15 protein-coding genes are annotated in these 17,858 nt (G+C 49.7%); 7 read left to right on the forward strand and 8 right to left on the reverse strand.

Annotated features, from left to right (window positions below; translation table 11 throughout):
- Position 1: 1 nt before the first annotated feature.
- Together MN202_RS19290 and MN202_RS19295 are read left to right on the forward strand one after the other, a co-directional pair.
- Positions 2-814: an amino acid ABC transporter gene (locus MN202_RS19290; protein ID WP_335737775.1), complete on the forward strand. Its 813-nt coding sequence runs from the start codon at positions 2-4 to the stop codon at positions 812-814.
- An 80-nt stretch (positions 815-894) separates the two neighbouring features.
- The gene (locus MN202_RS19295; RefSeq protein WP_335737776.1) at positions 895-1,893 is read left to right on the forward strand and encodes an extracellular catalytic domain type 2 short-chain-length polyhydroxyalkanoate depolymerase; all 999 of its coding nucleotides are present in this window, start codon (positions 895-897) and stop codon (positions 1,891-1,893) included.
- A 130-nt stretch (positions 1,894-2,023) separates the two neighbouring features.
- On the opposite strand, the gene MN202_RS19300 is transcribed toward MN202_RS19295, so the two are convergent.
- Positions 2,024-3,304, reverse strand: coding sequence for an MgtC/SapB family protein (locus MN202_RS19300; RefSeq protein ID WP_335737777.1), 1,281 nt, complete (start codon positions 3,302-3,304; stop codon positions 2,024-2,026).
- 151 nt (positions 3,305-3,455) lie between these two features.
- Here MN202_RS19300 and MN202_RS19305 point away from each other — a divergent pair, with 151 nt between their 5' ends.
- Positions 3,456-4,004, forward strand: coding sequence for a YaeQ family protein (locus MN202_RS19305; RefSeq protein ID WP_335737778.1), 549 nt, complete (start codon positions 3,456-3,458; stop codon positions 4,002-4,004).
- A 5-nt stretch (positions 4,005-4,009) separates the two neighbouring features.
- Here MN202_RS19305 and MN202_RS19310 read toward each other — a convergent pair whose 3' ends face one another.
- From MN202_RS19310 to apbC, 5 genes are all read right to left on the reverse strand, one after another.
- Complete coding sequence (locus MN202_RS19310; RefSeq protein WP_335737779.1) at positions 4,010-4,585, reverse strand: glutathione S-transferase family protein; 576 nt, start codon at positions 4,583-4,585, stop codon at positions 4,010-4,012.
- A 2-nt stretch (positions 4,586-4,587) separates the two neighbouring features.
- Positions 4,588-5,481 carry a DMT family transporter gene (locus MN202_RS19315; RefSeq protein WP_335737780.1) on the reverse strand — a complete coding sequence of 298 codons (894 nt, stop codon included), beginning with the start codon at positions 5,479-5,481 and terminating at the stop codon, positions 4,588-4,590.
- A gap of 52 nt (positions 5,482-5,533) precedes the next feature.
- The gene (locus MN202_RS19320; RefSeq protein WP_335737781.1) at positions 5,534-7,639 is read right to left on the reverse strand and encodes a hypothetical protein; all 2,106 of its coding nucleotides are present in this window, start codon (positions 7,637-7,639) and stop codon (positions 5,534-5,536) included.
- 212 nt (positions 7,640-7,851) lie between these two features.
- The gene (dcd, locus tag MN202_RS19325; protein WP_335737782.1) at positions 7,852-8,442 is read right to left on the reverse strand and encodes a dCTP deaminase; all 591 of its coding nucleotides are present in this window, start codon (positions 8,440-8,442) and stop codon (positions 7,852-7,854) included.
- A 1-nt stretch (position 8,443) separates the two neighbouring features.
- Positions 8,444-9,508 carry an iron-sulfur cluster carrier protein ApbC gene (gene apbC / locus MN202_RS19330; protein ID WP_335737783.1) on the reverse strand — a complete coding sequence of 355 codons (1,065 nt, stop codon included), beginning with the start codon at positions 9,506-9,508 and terminating at the stop codon, positions 8,444-8,446.
- A gap of 131 nt (positions 9,509-9,639) precedes the next feature.
- Between apbC and metG the strand changes: the two genes are divergently transcribed.
- Both metG and MN202_RS19340 read left to right on the forward strand, forming a co-directional pair.
- Entirely contained in the window at positions 9,640-11,688 is a 2,049-nt protein-coding gene (metG, locus tag MN202_RS19335) for a methionine--tRNA ligase (protein WP_335737784.1), read from the forward strand.
- 44 nt (positions 11,689-11,732) lie between these two features.
- Positions 11,733-13,193: an MFS transporter gene (locus tag MN202_RS19340; RefSeq protein WP_335737785.1), complete on the forward strand. Its 1,461-nt coding sequence runs from the start codon at positions 11,733-11,735 to the stop codon at positions 13,191-13,193.
- Between the two features lie 6 nt (positions 13,194-13,199).
- Here the strand turns inward: MN202_RS19340 and MN202_RS19345 are convergent, their stop codons facing one another.
- Complete coding sequence (locus MN202_RS19345; protein WP_335737786.1) at positions 13,200-14,669, reverse strand: hypothetical protein; 1,470 nt, start codon at positions 14,667-14,669, stop codon at positions 13,200-13,202.
- 82 nt (positions 14,670-14,751) lie between these two features.
- Positions 14,752-15,747 (reverse strand): NAD(P)H-quinone oxidoreductase, encoded by a 996-nt coding sequence (locus tag MN202_RS19350; protein WP_335737787.1) that lies wholly within the window; start codon positions 15,745-15,747, stop codon positions 14,752-14,754.
- A 122-nt stretch (positions 15,748-15,869) separates the two neighbouring features.
- On the opposite strand from MN202_RS19350, the gene MN202_RS19355 reads away from it, so the two are divergent.
- Together MN202_RS19355 and MN202_RS19360 are read left to right on the forward strand one after the other, a co-directional pair.
- A complete protein-coding gene (locus MN202_RS19355) occupies positions 15,870-17,087 on the forward strand; it encodes a class I SAM-dependent rRNA methyltransferase (RefSeq protein ID WP_335737788.1) in 1,218 nt (405 codons plus the stop codon).
- An 82-nt stretch (positions 17,088-17,169) separates the two neighbouring features.
- Positions 17,170-17,739, forward strand: coding sequence for a YceI family protein (locus tag MN202_RS19360; RefSeq protein ID WP_335737789.1), 570 nt, complete (start codon positions 17,170-17,172; stop codon positions 17,737-17,739).
- Positions 17,740-17,858: the final 119 nt, after the last annotated feature.

The following is a 17,858-nucleotide window of genomic DNA, read 5'->3' on the forward strand; positions in this document are numbered from 1 at the left end:
TATGCTGATGCCTATTGCCGCGTTATTACTTTACTTAAGCCTGTTATCCAGCATAGCCTCAGCCGATGTGCTACCGACAACGCCAGACCAGATTGGCGTACCACCGGTAACACTGCGATTTTGCTACGAAGATAAGCAGCTGTTGCCCTATTATGCCGGCAATAGTGCAGCAGTGCCTGAACTTGCTGGTGCAACCATAGAACATTTAACACGTGCAGCGTACGAAGCAGGTATTTCCCTCGAGCTTGTCCGCATGCCCTGGTTACGCTGTTTGCAACAGCTGGAGGACAACAGCGTTGATGCGCTGGTTGCCGCTTATGACGAAAGCCGCGCTCATTTCACCCGATACCCGGTAACGGCTGAAGGTACACCAGATCCAACGCTGGCAATTAATCAGTTGGGGTTATGCCTGGCTTACCGCTACGACAATATGTTGCCGGACAAGATAACGTCTAACCTCAGTATTACAGTATCCAGGCCATTGGGTTACCGCCCTATCCCCTTTCCGGCCAATACGGTTTTAGTGCCTGCACACTCGCCTGAACAAGCGCTTGAGCTGGTGGTGTCAGGCCGTGTCGATGCCACCACAGTGTTGTGTGAGTTAAATGGCATTAAGGCCCAGGAGCAGCATTTAAATCAGCTACCGGTGTTAATAATGTACCCGCCATTATATCAAAGTGATGGTTACCTGATGTTGAGCCAGGCATTTTATGAACACTATCCACAATATGCAGCACAGCTGTGGCAGGCTTTGCCTCAGACGCTAGATAAAAGCCGCTACCTGCAATATCTTAACTATCCTTTTCCGCATTAACCCTGTACTAAAGCCTTATTGCCGCCTGTTGATTAATTTGTCAAGGTTGCTACAAATTAGATTTATCATCAGGAGTTGCCATGCGTAGCTATTTATTTGCCGGTCTGGCCTGTGCTGCCTTGTCTCAATCTGTCAGCGCCGACACCGATAGCCTGGCCAAACTTAAACTGCAGCCTAACATTACCCTCTCTGGGCTCTCAAGTGGCGCCTATATGGCCGGCCAATACCACTTAGCTTTTGCCGGCCAGGTTGACGGTGTTGCTATGCTCGCAGCCGGCCCGGTGTATTGTGCGCAAAACAGCCTTGGCCTGGCGCTGGAGCATTGCTTTAACAAGGCGACCAGTTCACCCGATATGGAGGCCATTAATAGCTACTTGAAAGACCAGCAAAACAAAGGCTATTTGGCTGCAGTAGGCAAGCTGCAACAGGATAAAGTGTGGATCTTTCACGGTAGCAAAGACAGCACTGTCTATCCTGGTCTGGCGGTAGCACTGCAACATCAATATCAGCAATGGCTGGCTGCAGAAAACATTGCCTTGATAAATGATAAAGCCTTTGGCCACACCTTTCCGACAGATCGCGCTGATTTGGGTAACTGCGACCTATCCGAATCACCTTACCTGGCCAGTTGTGATTATGATGCCGCCGGCAAATTGCTGACCTTTTTACTTGGCAAGTTAAACCACAAAAGCCAGCAGGCCTCAGGAAAACTGTACCCTCTGGATCAGCATCAGTTATCAAGCGCTGCGCAAACCACCCTTGCCAAAACCGGCTATATGTATGTGCCCACCAGCTGTGCCGAAGGTCAAAGCTGTCGCTTGCATGTCAGCTTTCATGGCTGTAAGCAAAACGCTGAGACTGTCGGCGATGCCTACACTACTGGCACGGGTTTAAATAATTACGCAGATAGCAATAATATAGTGGTGTTATATCCGCAAACAACCGCCAGCAGTATTAACCCGTTTAACCCCAACGCCTGTTGGGATTGGTGGGGCTACACCGGCGCGGACTATGCCACTGTCAAGGGTACACAGCTGCAAGCCGTTTACCAGTTAGTTAAGGCAGTGCAGTCGTTCTAAAACATTCTGGACCAGGTTAAAAATGCCGATAGCCCTGATAAATTTTCACCTCCACAGAGACTGTCAGCTGCATGGTATTGCGCTTAAACATGGTGAGATAACACTGTCGGGATCTTGCCAAAGCGTTGTTTCAAACAAAAAACAATACAGCTATTGCGGATAACAGGATCATTAAGGTGGCAATAAATACATTTTTTGCCAATGCCATACTGCCAAAAGCAAAAACCATTACACATTTAACGACGGTATTGCTCAGTACAGCCAGCGTAATTGCAATAGTCGCTAACCCATAGCTGGCCTGGCTTTGTTGGGCATAGTCCGTCATTGACAAGGTAATAGCGTCTACATCAGTTAAACCGGCCACTATCGCCAGAATATACAGCCCCTCTTCTGCTGCGTAGTGCTCAGTAATTTTTACCAGCAATAATATTGCCGCAAAGAGTGCACCAAACTTAATTGCTGCCAGCAAGCTAAAAGGATTGCTCAACCTAACACTGCTATGAGGCACCTCTGAAGACTGCTGTATACTGCGCCAATAGAACCAGGCTGCCGACACCGCACAGCATAGCGCCATTATTGCAAACGGCAGCCACAGCCCTGCCAATAAAGGCCGATAGACAATACCTACGGTAACCAAAACCCGGATAAACATTACCAACCAGGCCAGCAAAACCCCGCTGGCTTGTGATTGCGCAGCCTGAGCATCAGGCATAAATTTGCTGCTACGGGCGAAGCTTAAGGTTGCCGCCGTCGAAGACGCCAGTCCGCCACTAATACCTGTTATAACAGTGCCATGTGCCGTACCAAGCCAGCGCACAGCAACATAGCCCAGCAGAGACATTGACGAGATCAAGATCACCAATAGCCAGAGCTTATATGGGTTTAACGCCTGCCACGGATCTACCGGCTGATTTGGCAGTAACGGCAACACAATAAAACTGGCAATCAACAGTTTTAAACCGGCGTAGAGATCATCGGTATCAATTTTACTGACTAATCCATGCAGCGGTTGCTTAAAGGTCAGGATGGCAGAGGTTAAAATACCCAGCATTACCGCCAGCTCTGCATAGCCATACATCACGGCACCACCGAGCAAACACACTGTTACCGCGCTAATTTCACTGGTTAAGCCGAGCGAGCTTGGGCTATTTCGGTTTTCCAGCACATAAGCGGTCATTACTGCTAGGCTGACAACCAAAATAGTAACAACAAACAACCAGGGTGACTGCAATTGTAACGATAACCAGCCCGCGACCGCGCCGGCCTGCGCAAACAAAATGTAGGTACGCAAACCACCAAAGCTGTTCGGATGTTCATCGCGGCGATGTTTTTCCCGTTCAATGCCTACCAGCGCCCCCAACAGCAGAGCAATTATAAAGTTTTGCACCATAGCAAAATCAAATTCAGACATTTATACAAAACTCAGTAAGTTAGCGTTGTTTTAATTCAGCATAGCGTAATTTGTTAGCCGATGGCACTTAGCACAGCAGTTAATAGTTAAATTGAGTAGCAGCCTGCTTCGCGCTACACTCGCTGCCTTTATCCAGTGTGCGAGTAAATTTATGGCATTAAAAGCCACCGTCTTTAAAGTACAGTTACAGATTGCCGACATGGATCGGCATTATTATCAAAGCCACAGCCTGACGCTGGCGCAGCACCCATCAGAAAACAATGAACGCATGATGGTACGCTTGTTGGCATTTGCGATGAATGCCAGCGACAGCCTGGCGTTTACCAAAGGCTTAAGTGCCGAAGACGATGAGCCGGAACTGTGGGACAAAACGCTGAGCGGCGAGATAAACCTGTGGGTGGAATTTGGCCAGAGCGATGAAAAATGGTTACGCAAAGCCGCCGGCCGGGCAAAACAGGTACAATTGTTTTGCTACGGTGGCCGCAGCGTGCCTGTTTGGTGGAAGAATAATCAACAAGCGCTACAACGCTATCAAAACCTGAGTGTGCTGGACATTGACGAGGCAGCTGTCGCACAGATGGCGAAACTGGTTAGCCGGACCATGAACCTGCAATGCAATATCAGCGAAGGCCAGATTTGGCTGTCCGACGCTGAGCAAAGTGTATTGGTAGAGCCGGTGTTGCTAAAAGCCGCGCAATAACTGCATCAGCCCAGGCGTGGATCAGATTCCGTAATCATCGGCTGCTGCTTATTTTGCTGACAAAACGCCAGTAGCGCCGGGTAATCGTCCAGTTCCAGCAGTTCACGAAACAAGGTCCAGTCCAGCAGGCTATACAGCGCCATAGCGACATAATTCCACTGAGCAAATTCGCCATTGGCCGCTTGCTGTTCTAAAACAAACAAGGATGTCGCCACCCGCTCGCGCTGCAAATTAAAAAACAGCTTATCGTCATTGGTATCAAAGCCACTGCGGCTGAGTTGCAACAACATCACCAAAGAATCATTTACCGCGTTAATCACTGTCAGCTGGTTTTCCTGATACCAGCTTAGCGGCGCTAACGCGAGTTTGGCTGCCAGATAACGGTAAATTACGCCCGAGTCAAAGATAACCTGCCCTTCATCATCTAACATAGGAATACGCAGTGTTGGATTAAGCGCCGCCAGCGTTTCACGATCCGCGCCGGCAAAGATATTCAGGTTAATAAAGTCATGCGCTGTTGTCGCCAATAACAAACGTATACGTCGTACATAGGGCGACGTTTGTGAGCCATACAGTTTCATCGTTACTCCTTTACAGGCGCAGCATTGCCGCGCAATGTGCTAAGGTTAAAGCCACTTACCAGCATAGTACCGGCAATTACCACCGCAGCACCAACCAAGGTGTGCAAACCGATAGTTTCGTGCAAAAACAGGTGCCCCCATACTACGCCAAACACCGGAATTAAAAATGTCACTGTGAGTGTTGGCGTTGCACCTAGATCCTGCACCAGACGAAAATACAACATATAGGCCACACCGGTACAAACAACCCCCAGCGCCAACACAGCATACAGGCTCTGGCTGGCAGGCTCGGCTACAGGTAACGGTATAAACCACAACATCGGCAGCAGCCACAGCGTCGCTCCCCACATATTGCCATGTGCATTTGAAAACGCCGCTACCGGTTTTGCCAGGCGGGTATACCAGGTAGCAATACCATAACAACAAGCCGCGCCCGCAGCTGCCGCTATGGCTGGTAAGGCATTGCGGTCAACCGCCGTATCAAAGCCAACCAGTATAACGACACCACTTATTCCCAACAGTAAGCCACAGCTGATTTTTAATGACATACGCTGGCGAAAAAACATCCAGCCAATCAAAGCTCCCCATAACGGAGCCGTGGCATTTAACACCGCCAGCAATGACGCAGTGAGGGTTTGTGCCGCATAAGCAAACAGCAGAAACGGCAATGCCGTGTTAAAAAAACTCAGCAACATAAAATGGCCAACATGGCCTCGTACTGGCAAGCGGCGTTTAAAGGCAACGGCAACCAGCGCCAGAAACAAAGCTGCCAGTAACACCCGGCCGAACATCAGCCAGGCCGGGCCAAGCTCCGGCACGGCAATCCGCATAAATAAAAATGAGGCTCCCCAAATAGCGGCTAACGAAAATAACCGCACTATACTGGCTGAGTTCAACTGCTTTTTCCTGTTTTACTTCAAACGTTAAGCTACAACTTTTACCAAAGCTTTAGCGATAAAACCAATAGCAAACCACAGCGGCAGCCAGCAGCCCAAGCAATAGCGCCAAGCCCCAGGGCCGCTTTTGCTCGGCGTAAGGATCACTGCTGCTGCGCGTTGCTCCTTTGGGTAATTGCGCCAGCCCGGTTAATGCCGCACCAAAGGGTACATTAATGCGGGCTCTGGTATTGATGGCCCAACCATTGGCATCCAATAGCGGCCCCAGGTTACGCCGGCGCAGTGTCATATAGGCCATTAGCATAGACGGGCAGGAAATAAGCAACATTACGCCAAGTAATACCAAGGGAATTTGCCATAACTGTAATGAGAAAAGCCCGGCCACTATAGCCGCCAAAGCCGTGCCCAACGCGCCCATAGCCAGGCCAATTGCGGCAAATATACCCGCGAATTTGGCAATATCAAAGCCGGTGGTTGCCGCCGGCGCTGCCGCGACAGTGCTGGTGGTTTTCGCTTCAATATCTTTATCACGGCTGGCAGCAAATTTTTGTATTTGTGTTTCAATAAATGCCGCGACCCGTTTATATGGCGACCAAAATGCCTGACGTATGCTTACAGGCTGGGCAACGACCTTGGTTACACTGGCTTTCCAGTCCCGGCCCTGACGATCGTAAAACATGCCATTGCGCCCGGCGACCATCAGCTCGTCGACATCCCCACCGGTTAAGGCGGCAACAATATTAATCGGCGCTTCGCCTTTGCGCACACAGGTACAGTACACCAGATAGCAACCACTAAACGGTGCCATAGTGGCATGCCGGGCCAGATCATTAACATAGAGCACCAACTCACAACTGCGTTGATCCAGATATAAAGTACCGGCCTGAAACACGGCTTTAGTCTTGCTCTGATAAAAATCGCTTAACGAAACAAAATTGCGTAATAACGTCAGCAGATCCCGTTGCAAATACAGCAGCTTCTCTACGGCATCTACATTATCGGCAAAGGTTTTTTCGTCAGCATCTTGAGAAATAAGCGCAGTTAACTCCGTAACCTCAGCGCCCTGCAATATGGCGGTCAAACGCTCAATACCAAGCGAATGCAAGCTTGATTCGGGTTTGGCAGCCTGCCAGGCCCGCCACGCCGCCAGTTTGCCGGACACTGTTGTCCATTGTGCCAACGTTAAGCTGTTGTCAGCACTGCCCAGCAGAGGGTTAATTACCAAAGCAAACAGTTGTGCTATTTTGCCGGCCCAGGCAGGGTTTAGGCCCGGCCCCAACGGCAACGCCCGGCCAGCTTCGACTTCCGCCAGCGGCAAAGCGGTAAGTTCGTTGTCAACATTGGCGATAGTACGGTTGGCTAATACTGCATAGACCGACGCATCAGGATTTAATGCCGCTGCAGATCGCGGATCGAATGCCGCCAACTGGCAACGAACAAAATAGTCATCGACTTTGGCCTGCACACTGTCAAATATCGCCACGGCTGCGGCGGTATTGTCACCCAGTGGGTGTAAATCTTCTGACTCTGCCGATCCGGCCGCATGCCAGTCGACAATCGCCTGCGCCTGCGTGGTAAAACTGGCCAGCATCGATGCGTCTGCACCAACGCCACCGCTGCGATCGGCAACACCACCCAAAGTGGCAACAATATCAGCGATAAGCTGTTTTACGCCAGGGCTAGCCGTAAGCTCTGGCATAACCACACCATCACCATTAAAGTGCTGTGGCGAAAACAATCGGGCTTTATCCAGAATATCACTAACCTGCAAGGCATCGGACTCGGTTTTACCGGCATATTGCAGCACCCGCTGCGCCGCTGTTTTTAGCGCCACACCTTCAGCATCACTGTCATTAATTGCACTTAGCGGCACACCTGGCGATTTAAACAGCAAATCCGCATCTTTCAGGCGCTGGCAACACCAACGCACAGCAGATTGGATTTCAGGCACCCGTACCTGGCCATCTCCATCGGTGTCTAACATCGCCAGGGTACGGCTATCAAATTCCAGCCCGGAGGTGGGGCAATTCAATACCGTCCAGAGTTTGGGATCAAGTTCATCTAAATGTTGTAAGTCAGCCGCGGTTTCCAGTGCTACCTGATCAAAACCGCCGCTGCGGAAAAAACGCCACTTATGTTGTGTATTGTTCGACGCCATAGCCTTCACTCCCTGAGACACAAAAGACAACTGAGCATAATGCAGCGTAATAATATTTACCACGCAGACTAACAACAAAATGCAGAATAATTCAGCACGCTTGTTGCCAAGCTATGCAGCTTTATTGCATAATCATCTCGCTTCATTTTTGCTTTATAGCTTTTGGCCCACGCTTTGCGTGGGCTTTTTAATTTCAGCCGCTATAAACCTACTCAGCCTTTATCGTCATGGCCAATGCGGCTGGCAACAGCACCGGTTTGCTGCTGGTATTTCGCGTCCAGACGTTTGTTGTAAGGCCGCTCGGCCGGGCCTGTCATTAACTCAAAATTCAATGCACCTATTTTCATCTTGGGCCTAAGTGCTAATGGCAGCTTACCGCTGTTATAAAACTCGAGCACGATATTGCCAGACCAGCCCGGATCAATGCGATGTGCAGTAACATGCACCATCAGCCCCAACCGCGCCAGGGAGGAGCGGCCATCTAACCAGCCGACAATATCATCCGGCAAGGTAACCGATTCCATCGTCATGGCCAGCGCCAGTTCGCCTGGATGCAATATAAACTTATCACCATCAACGATATAAATTTCTTCACTCATTACGCTGTTTAACGCTTTATCGACTTCAGCGCGAGGGCCGCTTAAGTCAATATAGGGCGCAGCATGAGCCTGAAATACCCGAAATTTATTACCCAAACGAATATCCACGCTGACGCCGCTGATCATGTCGGCATCCGGCAGCGGTGCTATAGTAATTTTACCTTCGGCTAAGTAGCGTTCTATATCGCGGTCACACAGTCTCATTCTAATCGTCCGTTATTATTATTTCAGGTTGGCCAACCGCTTGCGCAGCTGAATGCCAATGCAATGCCAGCATTAATTGCCGACCGATTGTACGGTAATTTTCTGCCACTGGCTGCTGTTTTAATACAATGGGAAGCCCGGCGTCGGCTTGTTCGCGGATCTGTTTTTGCAGCGGCAGCTGACCCAAAACCGGCACCTGATAGCGCCCGGCGAGTAAGACACCGCCTTCAGTACCAAAAATATCGTCGCGCGTACCGCAGTGGCTGCACTGATAAAAACTCATATTTTCAATCAGACCCAATAGTGGAATATTGACCTGACGAAACATACTGATGGCCTTTTCGGCGTCCGACAATGCAACATCCTGTGGCGTGGTTACCAGTACGGCACCGGTTACCGGCAGTTTTTGCGCCATAGTCAGCTGAATATCTCCGGTACCCGGTGGCATATCAACAATTAAATAATCCAGCTCTGGCCACAGGGTTTCGTTCAGCAGTTGCAGCAACGCCTGGCTGGCCATAGGCCCTCGCCACACTGAAGCTTGCTGTGGATCGACCAGAAAACCGATAGATTGCAAATACACCCCATGGGCAAATTTGGGCTGCATCAGTTTGTTATCCGGCGAGCTGATTTTCTCACCGCTGAGCCCCAGCATGGTAGGGATTGACGGGCCATAAATGTCCGCGTCCAATAAGCCTACCTTCGCCCCTTCGAGCGCCAGCGCCGCAGCCAAGTTTACCGCCGTAGTCGATTTACCCACGCCGCCTTTACCGGAGGCAACAAGAATTATGTGCTTGATATCTTTAAATACCGGCGCAGATGTTAGCTGGTGTTCCAGGGTTAACTGATAATTAAAACCTGCTTCGGCCAGTGCCTGCTGCAATGGCTGCGCGATGGATAGCAGCGGCAGTTTCAACCTGATAGTCAGCCTGTTCTTTTGTTGGCTAACGCTGTCAAGCAGCAGGGCCAAGGGTGCGCCACTCTCGGGCAGTTGCCAATGTTGCAGCAGTTGCTGCACAGCATCCGGCCGTTGCTCGGTTTTGCCAGATTTAAACCAGTTAAACATCAGTAAATTCCAAATTCAGCCGTTAACACGTTTTTTTAGCGGATCCGTGCCGTGGCGGGTGCGGATCGATGGCGGCTAGTGTATCATTTAGTGAAATTTTTTCAGTTATTTATGCAAAAGAGCACCGCTTAATGTCGACACGCAAAATACTTGTTACCAGCGCTTTACCCTATGCAAACGGCCCTATTCATTTAGGCCACTTGCTGGAATACATTCAGACCGATATCTGGGCCCGCTTTCAAAAAGCACGCGGCCATGAATGCTACTACGTTTGCGCCGATGATGCGCACGGCACTCCTATCATGCTCAAAGCGCAGGAACAAGGCATTACGCCCGAGCAAATGATTGCCAAAACCAATATTGAACACCAGGCTGACTTTGCCGGTTTCGGCATTGGCTTTGACAATTACTATTCCACTCACAGCGATGAAAACCGCCAGTTTGCCAGTCAGATTTATAACAAGCTCAATGATGGCGGCTATATTAAGCGTAAAACCATCAGCCAGTTATTTGACCCGGAAAAACAGATGTTTCTGCCCGACCGTTTTGTTAAAGGTGATTGCCCCAAATGCGGCGCCCTGGATCAAAACGGTGACAGCTGTGATGTTTGTGGTGCTACCTACAGCCCAACCGAAGTAAAAAATGCCCGTTCGGTAGTATCAGGCGCTACCCCGGTATTAAAAGACTCCGAGCATTATTTCTTTGACTTGCCGGCCTTTAGCCAGATGTTACAAGACTGGACCCGCAGCGGCAGCTTGCAGGAAGAAATGGCCAATAAGCTGCAAGAGTGGTTTAAAGACGGCCTGCAAATGTGGGATATCAGCCGTGATGCGCCCTACTTCGGCTTTGAGATCCCTAATGCGCCGGGTAAGTTTTTCTACGTTTGGTTAGATGCCCCTATCGGCTATCTGGCCAGCTTTAAAAACCTGTGCGATAAAACCGGCATCGATTTTGACAGCTTCTGGAAGCTCGATTCTGACGCCGAGGTGTATCACTTTATCGGCAAAGACATTATTTATTTTCACAGCCTGTTCTGGCCAGCTATGCTGCACGGGGCCGGCATGCGTAAGCCAAACGCCATATTCGCCCACGGCTTTGTTACGGTAAACGGCGCCAAGATGTCCAAGTCACGCGGCACCTTTATCAAAGCCCGTACTTATCTGGATCATTTAAACCCGGAATACCTGCGTTATTACTTTGCTTCTAAGCTAAGCAGCAGCATTATTGACCTGGACTTAAACCTGGATGATTTCAGCCAGAAGGTAAATGCCGACTTAGTGGGTAAAGTGGTAAATATCGCCAGCCGCTGCGCCGGCTTTATAACCAAGCGCTATGACGGTAAGTTATCAGCAACGGTTGCCGAACCTGCGCTGCTGGCCGAATTTACCGCCGCAGGCGAAACCATTGCCGATGGCTTTGAAAAACGCGAGTTTGCCCGTGCTATCCGCGACATTATGGCGCTGGCCGACAAAGCCAACCAGTACATTGATGCCAAAGCGCCGTGGGTACTGGTAAAAGATGATGCCAAACAGCAGGAAGCACATGATGTCTGCTCGATGGGCATCAACCTGTTCCGGGTATTAATGCATTATTTAAAACCGGTGTTGCCATTAATGGCCGCCGAAACCGAAGCGTTTTTAAACAGCGAGCTAAACTGGCAAAATTACCAGCAGCCGTTAACTAACCACGCAATTAACCCGTTTAAAGCATTAATGCAGCGGGTAGATCCGCTAAAAGTAACGGCTATGCTGGATGCTTCTAAAGAAAACCTGCAACCTCAAACGGCGCAGCCGGTTAAAGCTGCAGCTAAAGCGGAAAAAGCAGTAAGCACAGAGCGCGAGCCAATCAGCGAAACTATCAGCATTGATGATTTTGCCAAAATTGATTTGCGCGTCGCCAAAATTATTAAAGCCAGCGCTGTTGAAGGTGCCGATAAACTGGTACAGCTGCAGCTGGATATTGGCGGCGGCGAAGTACGCCAGGTATTTGCCGGTATTAAATCGGCCTACAGCCCTGAGCAACTCGAAGGCCGTTTAACGGTAATGGTAGCTAACCTGGCACCACGCAAAATGCGCTTTGGTTTATCTGAAGGCATGGTATTAGCAGCAGGCCCAGGCGGCAGCGATTTGTTTATTTTATCTCCGGATGACGGCGCTCAGCCGGGTATGCGGGTGAAGTAAGTTGTCAGGCAGCATTAGCTGCCTGTATTTTACAAAGGCAACGGATGACCAGTAAAAGCCCGTACCGCAGTTTTAGTGCTTTATTTCTTACCACCTTACTGATGCTGGTGGCTCAGGGGTCGTTATCGACCTACCTGGGCCTGTCGCTGGCACAACAGCAAGTCGATTCTATCTGGATTGGCGCTTTAATGTCCTGTTACTACTTTGGTCTGGTACTGGGTTCCAAACTGGGCCATAAAGTGATTGCCCGGGTGGGCCATATTCGTGCCTTTGTTGCAAGCGCGGCTATTGTCAGCGCCTGCGCCATGACACATGTATTAACGTCACAACTGGAAGTGTGGCTGGTGATGCGGGTTATCGTCGGTATGGGCATGATGTGCCAATACATGGTGCTGGAAAGCTGGCTGAATGAACAAACCGAAAGTTCACAGCGTGGCACCGTGTTTGCTTTTTATATGATCACCTCTTATCTGGGCATGATTGGCGGCCAGTTAATGCTTAGCCAATTCCCTGAGCTTGGCACAGCACCGCTATTAATCATCAGTATGTGTTACTCGCTGTGCATAGTACCGATAGCGCTGACCAAACGTATTCACCCGGCACCACTGCAGCCGGCACCGTTACAAATTATGGCGTTTTGGAAGCTGGTGCCGCAATCGCTTACCGCCATCAGCGTGGCCGGTATGATGGCAGGCTCATTTTACGGTTTGGCACCGGCCTATGCTGCAGCAAAAGGCATGAGCACCGAACAGGTTACCTTGTTTATGTCAGTCACCATCCTGGCAGGTCTGTTAGCACAGTGGCCTATGGGTAAAATTTCTGACCGCATTCCGCGCAGCCGTATCTTACGCTTCAACGCAGCAGTGCTGACCATTCTTACCCTGTTAATTGCTCTGCTGCCGCTAAGCGGCGCTCTGCTGTTAGCGGCCACCTTCTGTTATGGCGTACTGGCGTTTACGCTGTACCCAATTGCCTCTGCGTTCGCTAACCAAAACGTCGAACAAAATGACCGGGTGGCGTTATCGGCAACTGTGTTGCTAACCTTTGGGTTGGGGGCTTGTTTTGGCCCCTTGCTGGCGTCGGCGCTTATGCAGCTGGTCGGCCCGGCTATGCTGTATGCCTTTATCAGTTGCTGTGCTTTTACGCTGTTTTTACGCCTGCTGCGGGTGAACTACAACCAGAAGCAAGTAAAACGCATGATGGACGAGCAGCAAAATGCCCAGTTTAAAATGGGCTCAGGCGATCTGGTATCCTCCCCCCTGGCTGCCGCACTTGACCCCCGCGTCGATGAAGAAACGGTGTTAACCCAGATGCGCGATGAAGAATTTCAGGCAGCCAGACAACAGGTGCCAGCCGGCTATGATGAAGATATCGACTGGGAAAAATCCGACGATAGTTTTGACGATGCGCCAACGCCTGAGCCGGATGACATTAGCGCAGCAACACCAGCTGATAGCGTAAACAGCGAAGACAAAACTGAAGGCGATGCCAACAAAACCGGCTAGGCCGGTTTAGTTGTTGTGCATCACTACTTTATTCCACAGATTCTGATTTTTTATAAAAGAAAAATACTCATCCGGATGCCAGCATTTGGGCAGAAGCGACATATTTTTGCGTTCTTCAAAATTCGACACCAGCTTGCTTAAGATCTCCAGCAGACGCTCTTCACTGATCCGCTCCAGCTTTTTACGGGCCGGCGGGTAATACAGATTATTTGCCACACTAACCACACAGCCCTGCGCAGATACGTTGTAGGTTAAGTTACGGGTAACCATACGGCAGACAGGTTGACGTATGTCAGCTGGATACAGCCCGGTAACAATAGCGTATTCGTAACGGTCGAGATCTTGCCGGTCTGAGTCTTTCGGTATGTAAGTCACGCCGTACCCTTGCGGGAACACGCCGGTTATGCTGAGTAACGCCTTAACGGCAACTTCGCTGTACACCCCTTTTTCTACGCCTTTTTCCAGCACCAGCGCGACCTTAGGTAAGGCTTCGTAGCTGTAGTTACTTTTTGTAGACAACACCACTGAGGTATAGATTTGTGGAATTTTTAACAGGTTACCTATACCGTGTTCCGGCTTAACCGCATTTTTCAGTAAAAACTGCACAAAATTAAGCCTTTCAGCTTCCCGCTTTATATGTAAATCGCGCTCTTCTCTTGAATTACCAGTGTATTTTTCTACCCCGAGGCCCTGGGTAATATATTTTAGCCCTTCACGAAAACTGACCTGCAGTAGTTGAATACGCTCGTCATTTTCTAAGACGCGAAACTCATCGGCTTTGCCATCAGCGCCTTTAAGGATCAATTGCGCTTCAGGATGGCAGCTGCCAATATCCTGCAGTAATGCGGCCATTAACAACGGGATCTGTACATCGTCGCGAAATGCATCGTACTCTTCTGCGTCAGCTTTTTTGGCCTTTGCGACACTCATTTTTTGCTGTACATAGGCATTATGCAGCTCACCTTCGCTCAGCAGTTTATCAAGCAACCGCAAAGATAAAACGGCCTTGTACAGATGTTTGCTTTTTTGATTCGATGGCGCGACGTTTTTACCTTCAGTTGGTGATAATAACTGGATAGTGCCGAGTAACTTGGCACTTAGCAGATTGGTTTCCTCGACCGACTCTCCCTGGCACAGCTGCAGAATATCCTGACACAGGCGCTTTAATGACGTAATGCGGGCATTGGCTTCTTCATCCCTTGCCTGCATAAAGCTTTGTTGCTCTGTCTGGGCCTGTTTAAGGCTACGCTCTACCAACGCCATATCGCGCTGGCTAGCCTGTTGTTGTCGGTTTTCAAACAACACAACCTGCTGCGCTAACTCCGTTTTCAGCTCTTGCTGCGCCTCGGTTTGCTGAAAATATAATACCGCCTGTTCATACACTGAATCGGCTACAACAGTAGTGTCGCAAATACGATTAATCAGCGACGATACGGCTTTGCTATATGTTGACTTGCCAATACTTCCTAGTGTCATGCTGGGCAGATATCCTGAAAACCGGTTCGACTAAAACGGATGCTTAGTCATTTCAACCAAGTTGATTTGTTTTATACGTAAATCAGAATGTTAGCACAAGCTTACCAATGGTGGTATTACCGGCCATTAACTGATGCGCCTGCTCGGCCTGCTGCCAGTTGAATTGCTGTTGTAATATCGGCCGTATACGCTTTTGCGCCAATGACGCACCGAACGCCGCAACGAATGCCTGCGTCAGATTTGTTTTATAGCGATTGCTGCGATTACGCAACGTAGAGCATATTAACTGCCCCCGCCGCTTAAATAAGGCGGCTAAATCCAGCTGCGGGACTTCACGTCCTCCCATCATGGCATACAGCAAAATTTTGCCATCCTGGGCTAAAAGTGGTATTTCCCGGCTGATATAGTCGCCGGCAACCGGATCAAGAATAAGATTAACCCCTTCAGGCCACTGCTGTGCCAGCTGCTGTTCAAACGCGCAATGGTAATAATTTAGCGCCAAATCTGCCCCCAGCGCGGTGCAAACCTGCAGTTTTTCATCAGAGCTGGCGGTCACTGCAACTTTTGCCCCAAGGGCTTTTGCCAGTTGGATTGCTGCGGTACCTACACCACTGGCACCGGCATGAATAAGCACTTGTTGACCACTTTGCAGCTCACCCAGGCTACACAACAACTGATAGGCGGTTAAAAACACCTCGGCGGTAGCGGCCGCTTCTGCCATGCTGTAACCATGAGGCACAGCCATAGCATGGCCGGCATGCATCAAGGCATATTCGGCATAGCCGCCGCCGGGAACCAGGCCAAATACAGCTTTTCCTAACCAGCTTTTATGTTGCGGTCCGGCCGCCACTACTATGCCCGCCACTTCCAAGCCAAGAATATCACTGTCGCCCTGTGGCGGCGGATACAAACCGCGCCGCTGCATTAAATCAGCCCGGTTAATACCGGCAGCAGCGACTTTAATTAACAGTTGTTCGGCATTTGGCTGTGGTACAGTGCGCTGCTCGGTATGCAATTGGCTGTCTTTGCCGGCATGCTTAACCACTATCGCTTGCATCATCGTCGGAATGGTTGCCACTGCGTGCTCCTGTTAAAAATAGTAATACGGCCTTAACAGCACAAAGGCTGAAATTCTGCTTTAGCTTTGTGCGGTGCTTCTCTACAATGCGGCCTTTAGTCTAGCACAGTGTGAAAACGCCCATGAATCAGCCTTCATCTACTTTATCTGCTTTACCACGCCTTACCCTGCAGGAAACACGCGAGAAGTCATTAAAACGACTACATCCGTGGATTTTTTCCAAAGCGGTAAAGCACGTTAGTGGCAACCCGGCCGACGGCCAAACCGTGGAAGTTGTCAGCAGCAAAGGTGAATGGCTGGGTTATGCCGCCTACTCTGCCCAATCGCAAATTCGCGCCAGAGTATGGAGCTTTGATCCGCAACAACAGATTGATGCGACATTTTTCCAACAACGTATTGCCCGCGCCTGGCAGTTACGCACTGAGCTGTTTGATACGCAGCAGACAAATGGCCTGCGTGTGGTAGCTGCTGAGTCTGATGGTTTGCCCGGTGTTACCATTGATAAATACGACACTGTGCTGGTGTGTCAGCTGTTGTCTGCCGGTGCCGATGCCTGGCGTAGTGAAATTGTTCAGGCGCTGTTGGCGCTGTTTCCACAGCACAGTATTTATGAGCGCTCTGATGTGGATGTGCGCAAAAAAGAAGGCTTAAAACCGGTTACCGGCTGGCTGCATTTACCCCGTGCCGATGGTGAAGTAATAATTAAAGAACATGGCATGTCATTACTGGTCGATGTAATGCAAGGCCATAAAACGGGATTTTATCTGGATCAACGTGCCAGCCGTGCTGCGGCCAAACGTTATGCCAAAAATAAAACCGTGCTGAACTGCTTTAGCTATACCGGCACCTTTGGCGTGGCAGCGTTACAGGGTGGGGCTGTATCCGTAACTAACGCCGACTTGTCAGAACTTGCGCTGAATACCGCGTTAAAAAATGCCGAGCTTAATCAGTTAGATCTGTCGAAAATTGATAATGTGAAATTTGATGTGTTTAAACTGCTGCGCCAATACCGCGAGCAAGGTAAGCAATTTGATATGGTTATCCTGGACCCACCAAAATTTGCCGATAGCAAAGCCCAGCTAATGGGCGCTTGCCGCGGGTATAAAGACATTAATATGGTGGCGATGCAAATTGTAAAGCCAGGCGGCCTGCTACTGACTTTCTCCTGCTCGGGCCTGATGGAAGACAGTCTGTTTCAGAAAATTGTCGCCGATGCAGCCATTGATGCCAAACGCGATTGCCTGTTTGTGGAAAAACTGAGCCAGGACAGCGATCACCCTATAGCTAGCTTTTATCCGGAAGGCAGTTACCTGAAAGGTTTGGTGTGCAAAATATACTAAGCATTTGTATTTGGCATTTGTATTTGGCCTCTGCCCCGTCTTGCGGTATGCTAAAACAATTTATTAACATACGGAGAGCAACATGAAAGTTTTCGCTTTGGCGCTGGCCCTTACCAGTTCATTGGCATCGGCGGCTAACTGGCAATTGGATAACAGTGGCTCCAGCCTGCATTTTGTGTCAGTTAAAAATGATGTGGTTGCAGAAACGCACCAGTTCAATCAGTTAACGGGTCAATGGGATGGCAACAGTGTCAGTATCCAGATCCCGGTTAGCAGCCTGGAAACTCAAATCCCCATCCGTAATGAACGCATCTGGCAATATGTGCTACAAGCTGAAACCTTTGCCGCTATTAGTGTATCTGCAACGCTGGCTGAGGCAGACACTGCAAAACTGGCTACCGGTCAGTCCATGGTAGTCACGCTGCCACTAAAGGTGACGATTGCTGCAGAAACAACTGAGGTGATTGCTGCGGTGCGTATTACCAAGCTAAGTGACAACTCTCTGGCCGCAGCCAGTGTGGCGCCAATAATGCTAAACACCAACAGCTTTAAACTGACCGCTGGCGTGGCTAAGCTGCAGCAGTTAGCTGGCTTAAAGCGTATCGATCCCCTGCTGCCGGTCAGCTTTAATGTACAGTTTACTAAAGCGTAAACTGTGTACGCCACGACAAGCATAAAAAAAGCAGCCACGGCTTAATGCCGATCAGATAAGAATTTTTCAGATCAGTTGACCGATCCAGAGGCTGGTATATAAAGGCCTACAGAATAACT

The sequence above is a fragment of the Rheinheimera muenzenbergensis genome (assembly GCF_036984005.1).
GTDB lineage: Bacteria > Pseudomonadota > Gammaproteobacteria > Enterobacterales > Alteromonadaceae > Alishewanella > Alishewanella muenzenbergensis.

Coding starts and splice junctions, on each gene's coding strand:
- metG (WP_335737784.1), top strand. CDS start 9,640: ATGTCGACACGCAAAATACTTGTTACCAGCGCTTTACCCTATGCAAAC.
- MN202_RS19345 (WP_335737786.1), bottom strand. CDS start 14,669: ATGACACTAGGAAGTATTGGCAAGTCAACATATAGCAAAGCCGTATCG.
- dcd (WP_335737782.1), bottom strand. CDS start 8,442: ATGAGACTGTGTGACCGCGATATAGAACGCTACTTAGCCGAAGGTAAA.
- MN202_RS19320 (WP_335737781.1), bottom strand. CDS start 7,639: ATGGCGTCGAACAATACACAACATAAGTGGCGTTTTTTCCGCAGCGGC.
- MN202_RS19355 (WP_335737788.1), top strand. CDS start 15,870: ATGAATCAGCCTTCATCTACTTTATCTGCTTTACCACGCCTTACCCTG.
- MN202_RS19310 (WP_335737779.1), bottom strand. CDS start 4,585: ATGAAACTGTATGGCTCACAAACGTCGCCCTATGTACGACGTATACGT.
- MN202_RS19340 (WP_335737785.1), top strand. CDS start 11,733: ATGACCAGTAAAAGCCCGTACCGCAGTTTTAGTGCTTTATTTCTTACC.
- MN202_RS19360 (WP_335737789.1), top strand. CDS start 17,170: ATGAAAGTTTTCGCTTTGGCGCTGGCCCTTACCAGTTCATTGGCATCG.
- MN202_RS19300 (WP_335737777.1), bottom strand. CDS start 3,304: ATGTCTGAATTTGATTTTGCTATGGTGCAAAACTTTATAATTGCTCTG.
- MN202_RS19290 (WP_335737775.1), top strand. CDS start 2: ATGCTGATGCCTATTGCCGCGTTATTACTTTACTTAAGCCTGTTATCC.
- apbC (WP_335737783.1), bottom strand. CDS start 9,508: ATGTTTAACTGGTTTAAATCTGGCAAAACCGAGCAACGGCCGGATGCT.
- MN202_RS19295 (WP_335737776.1), top strand. CDS start 895: ATGCGTAGCTATTTATTTGCCGGTCTGGCCTGTGCTGCCTTGTCTCAA.
- MN202_RS19305 (WP_335737778.1), top strand. CDS start 3,456: ATGGCATTAAAAGCCACCGTCTTTAAAGTACAGTTACAGATTGCCGAC.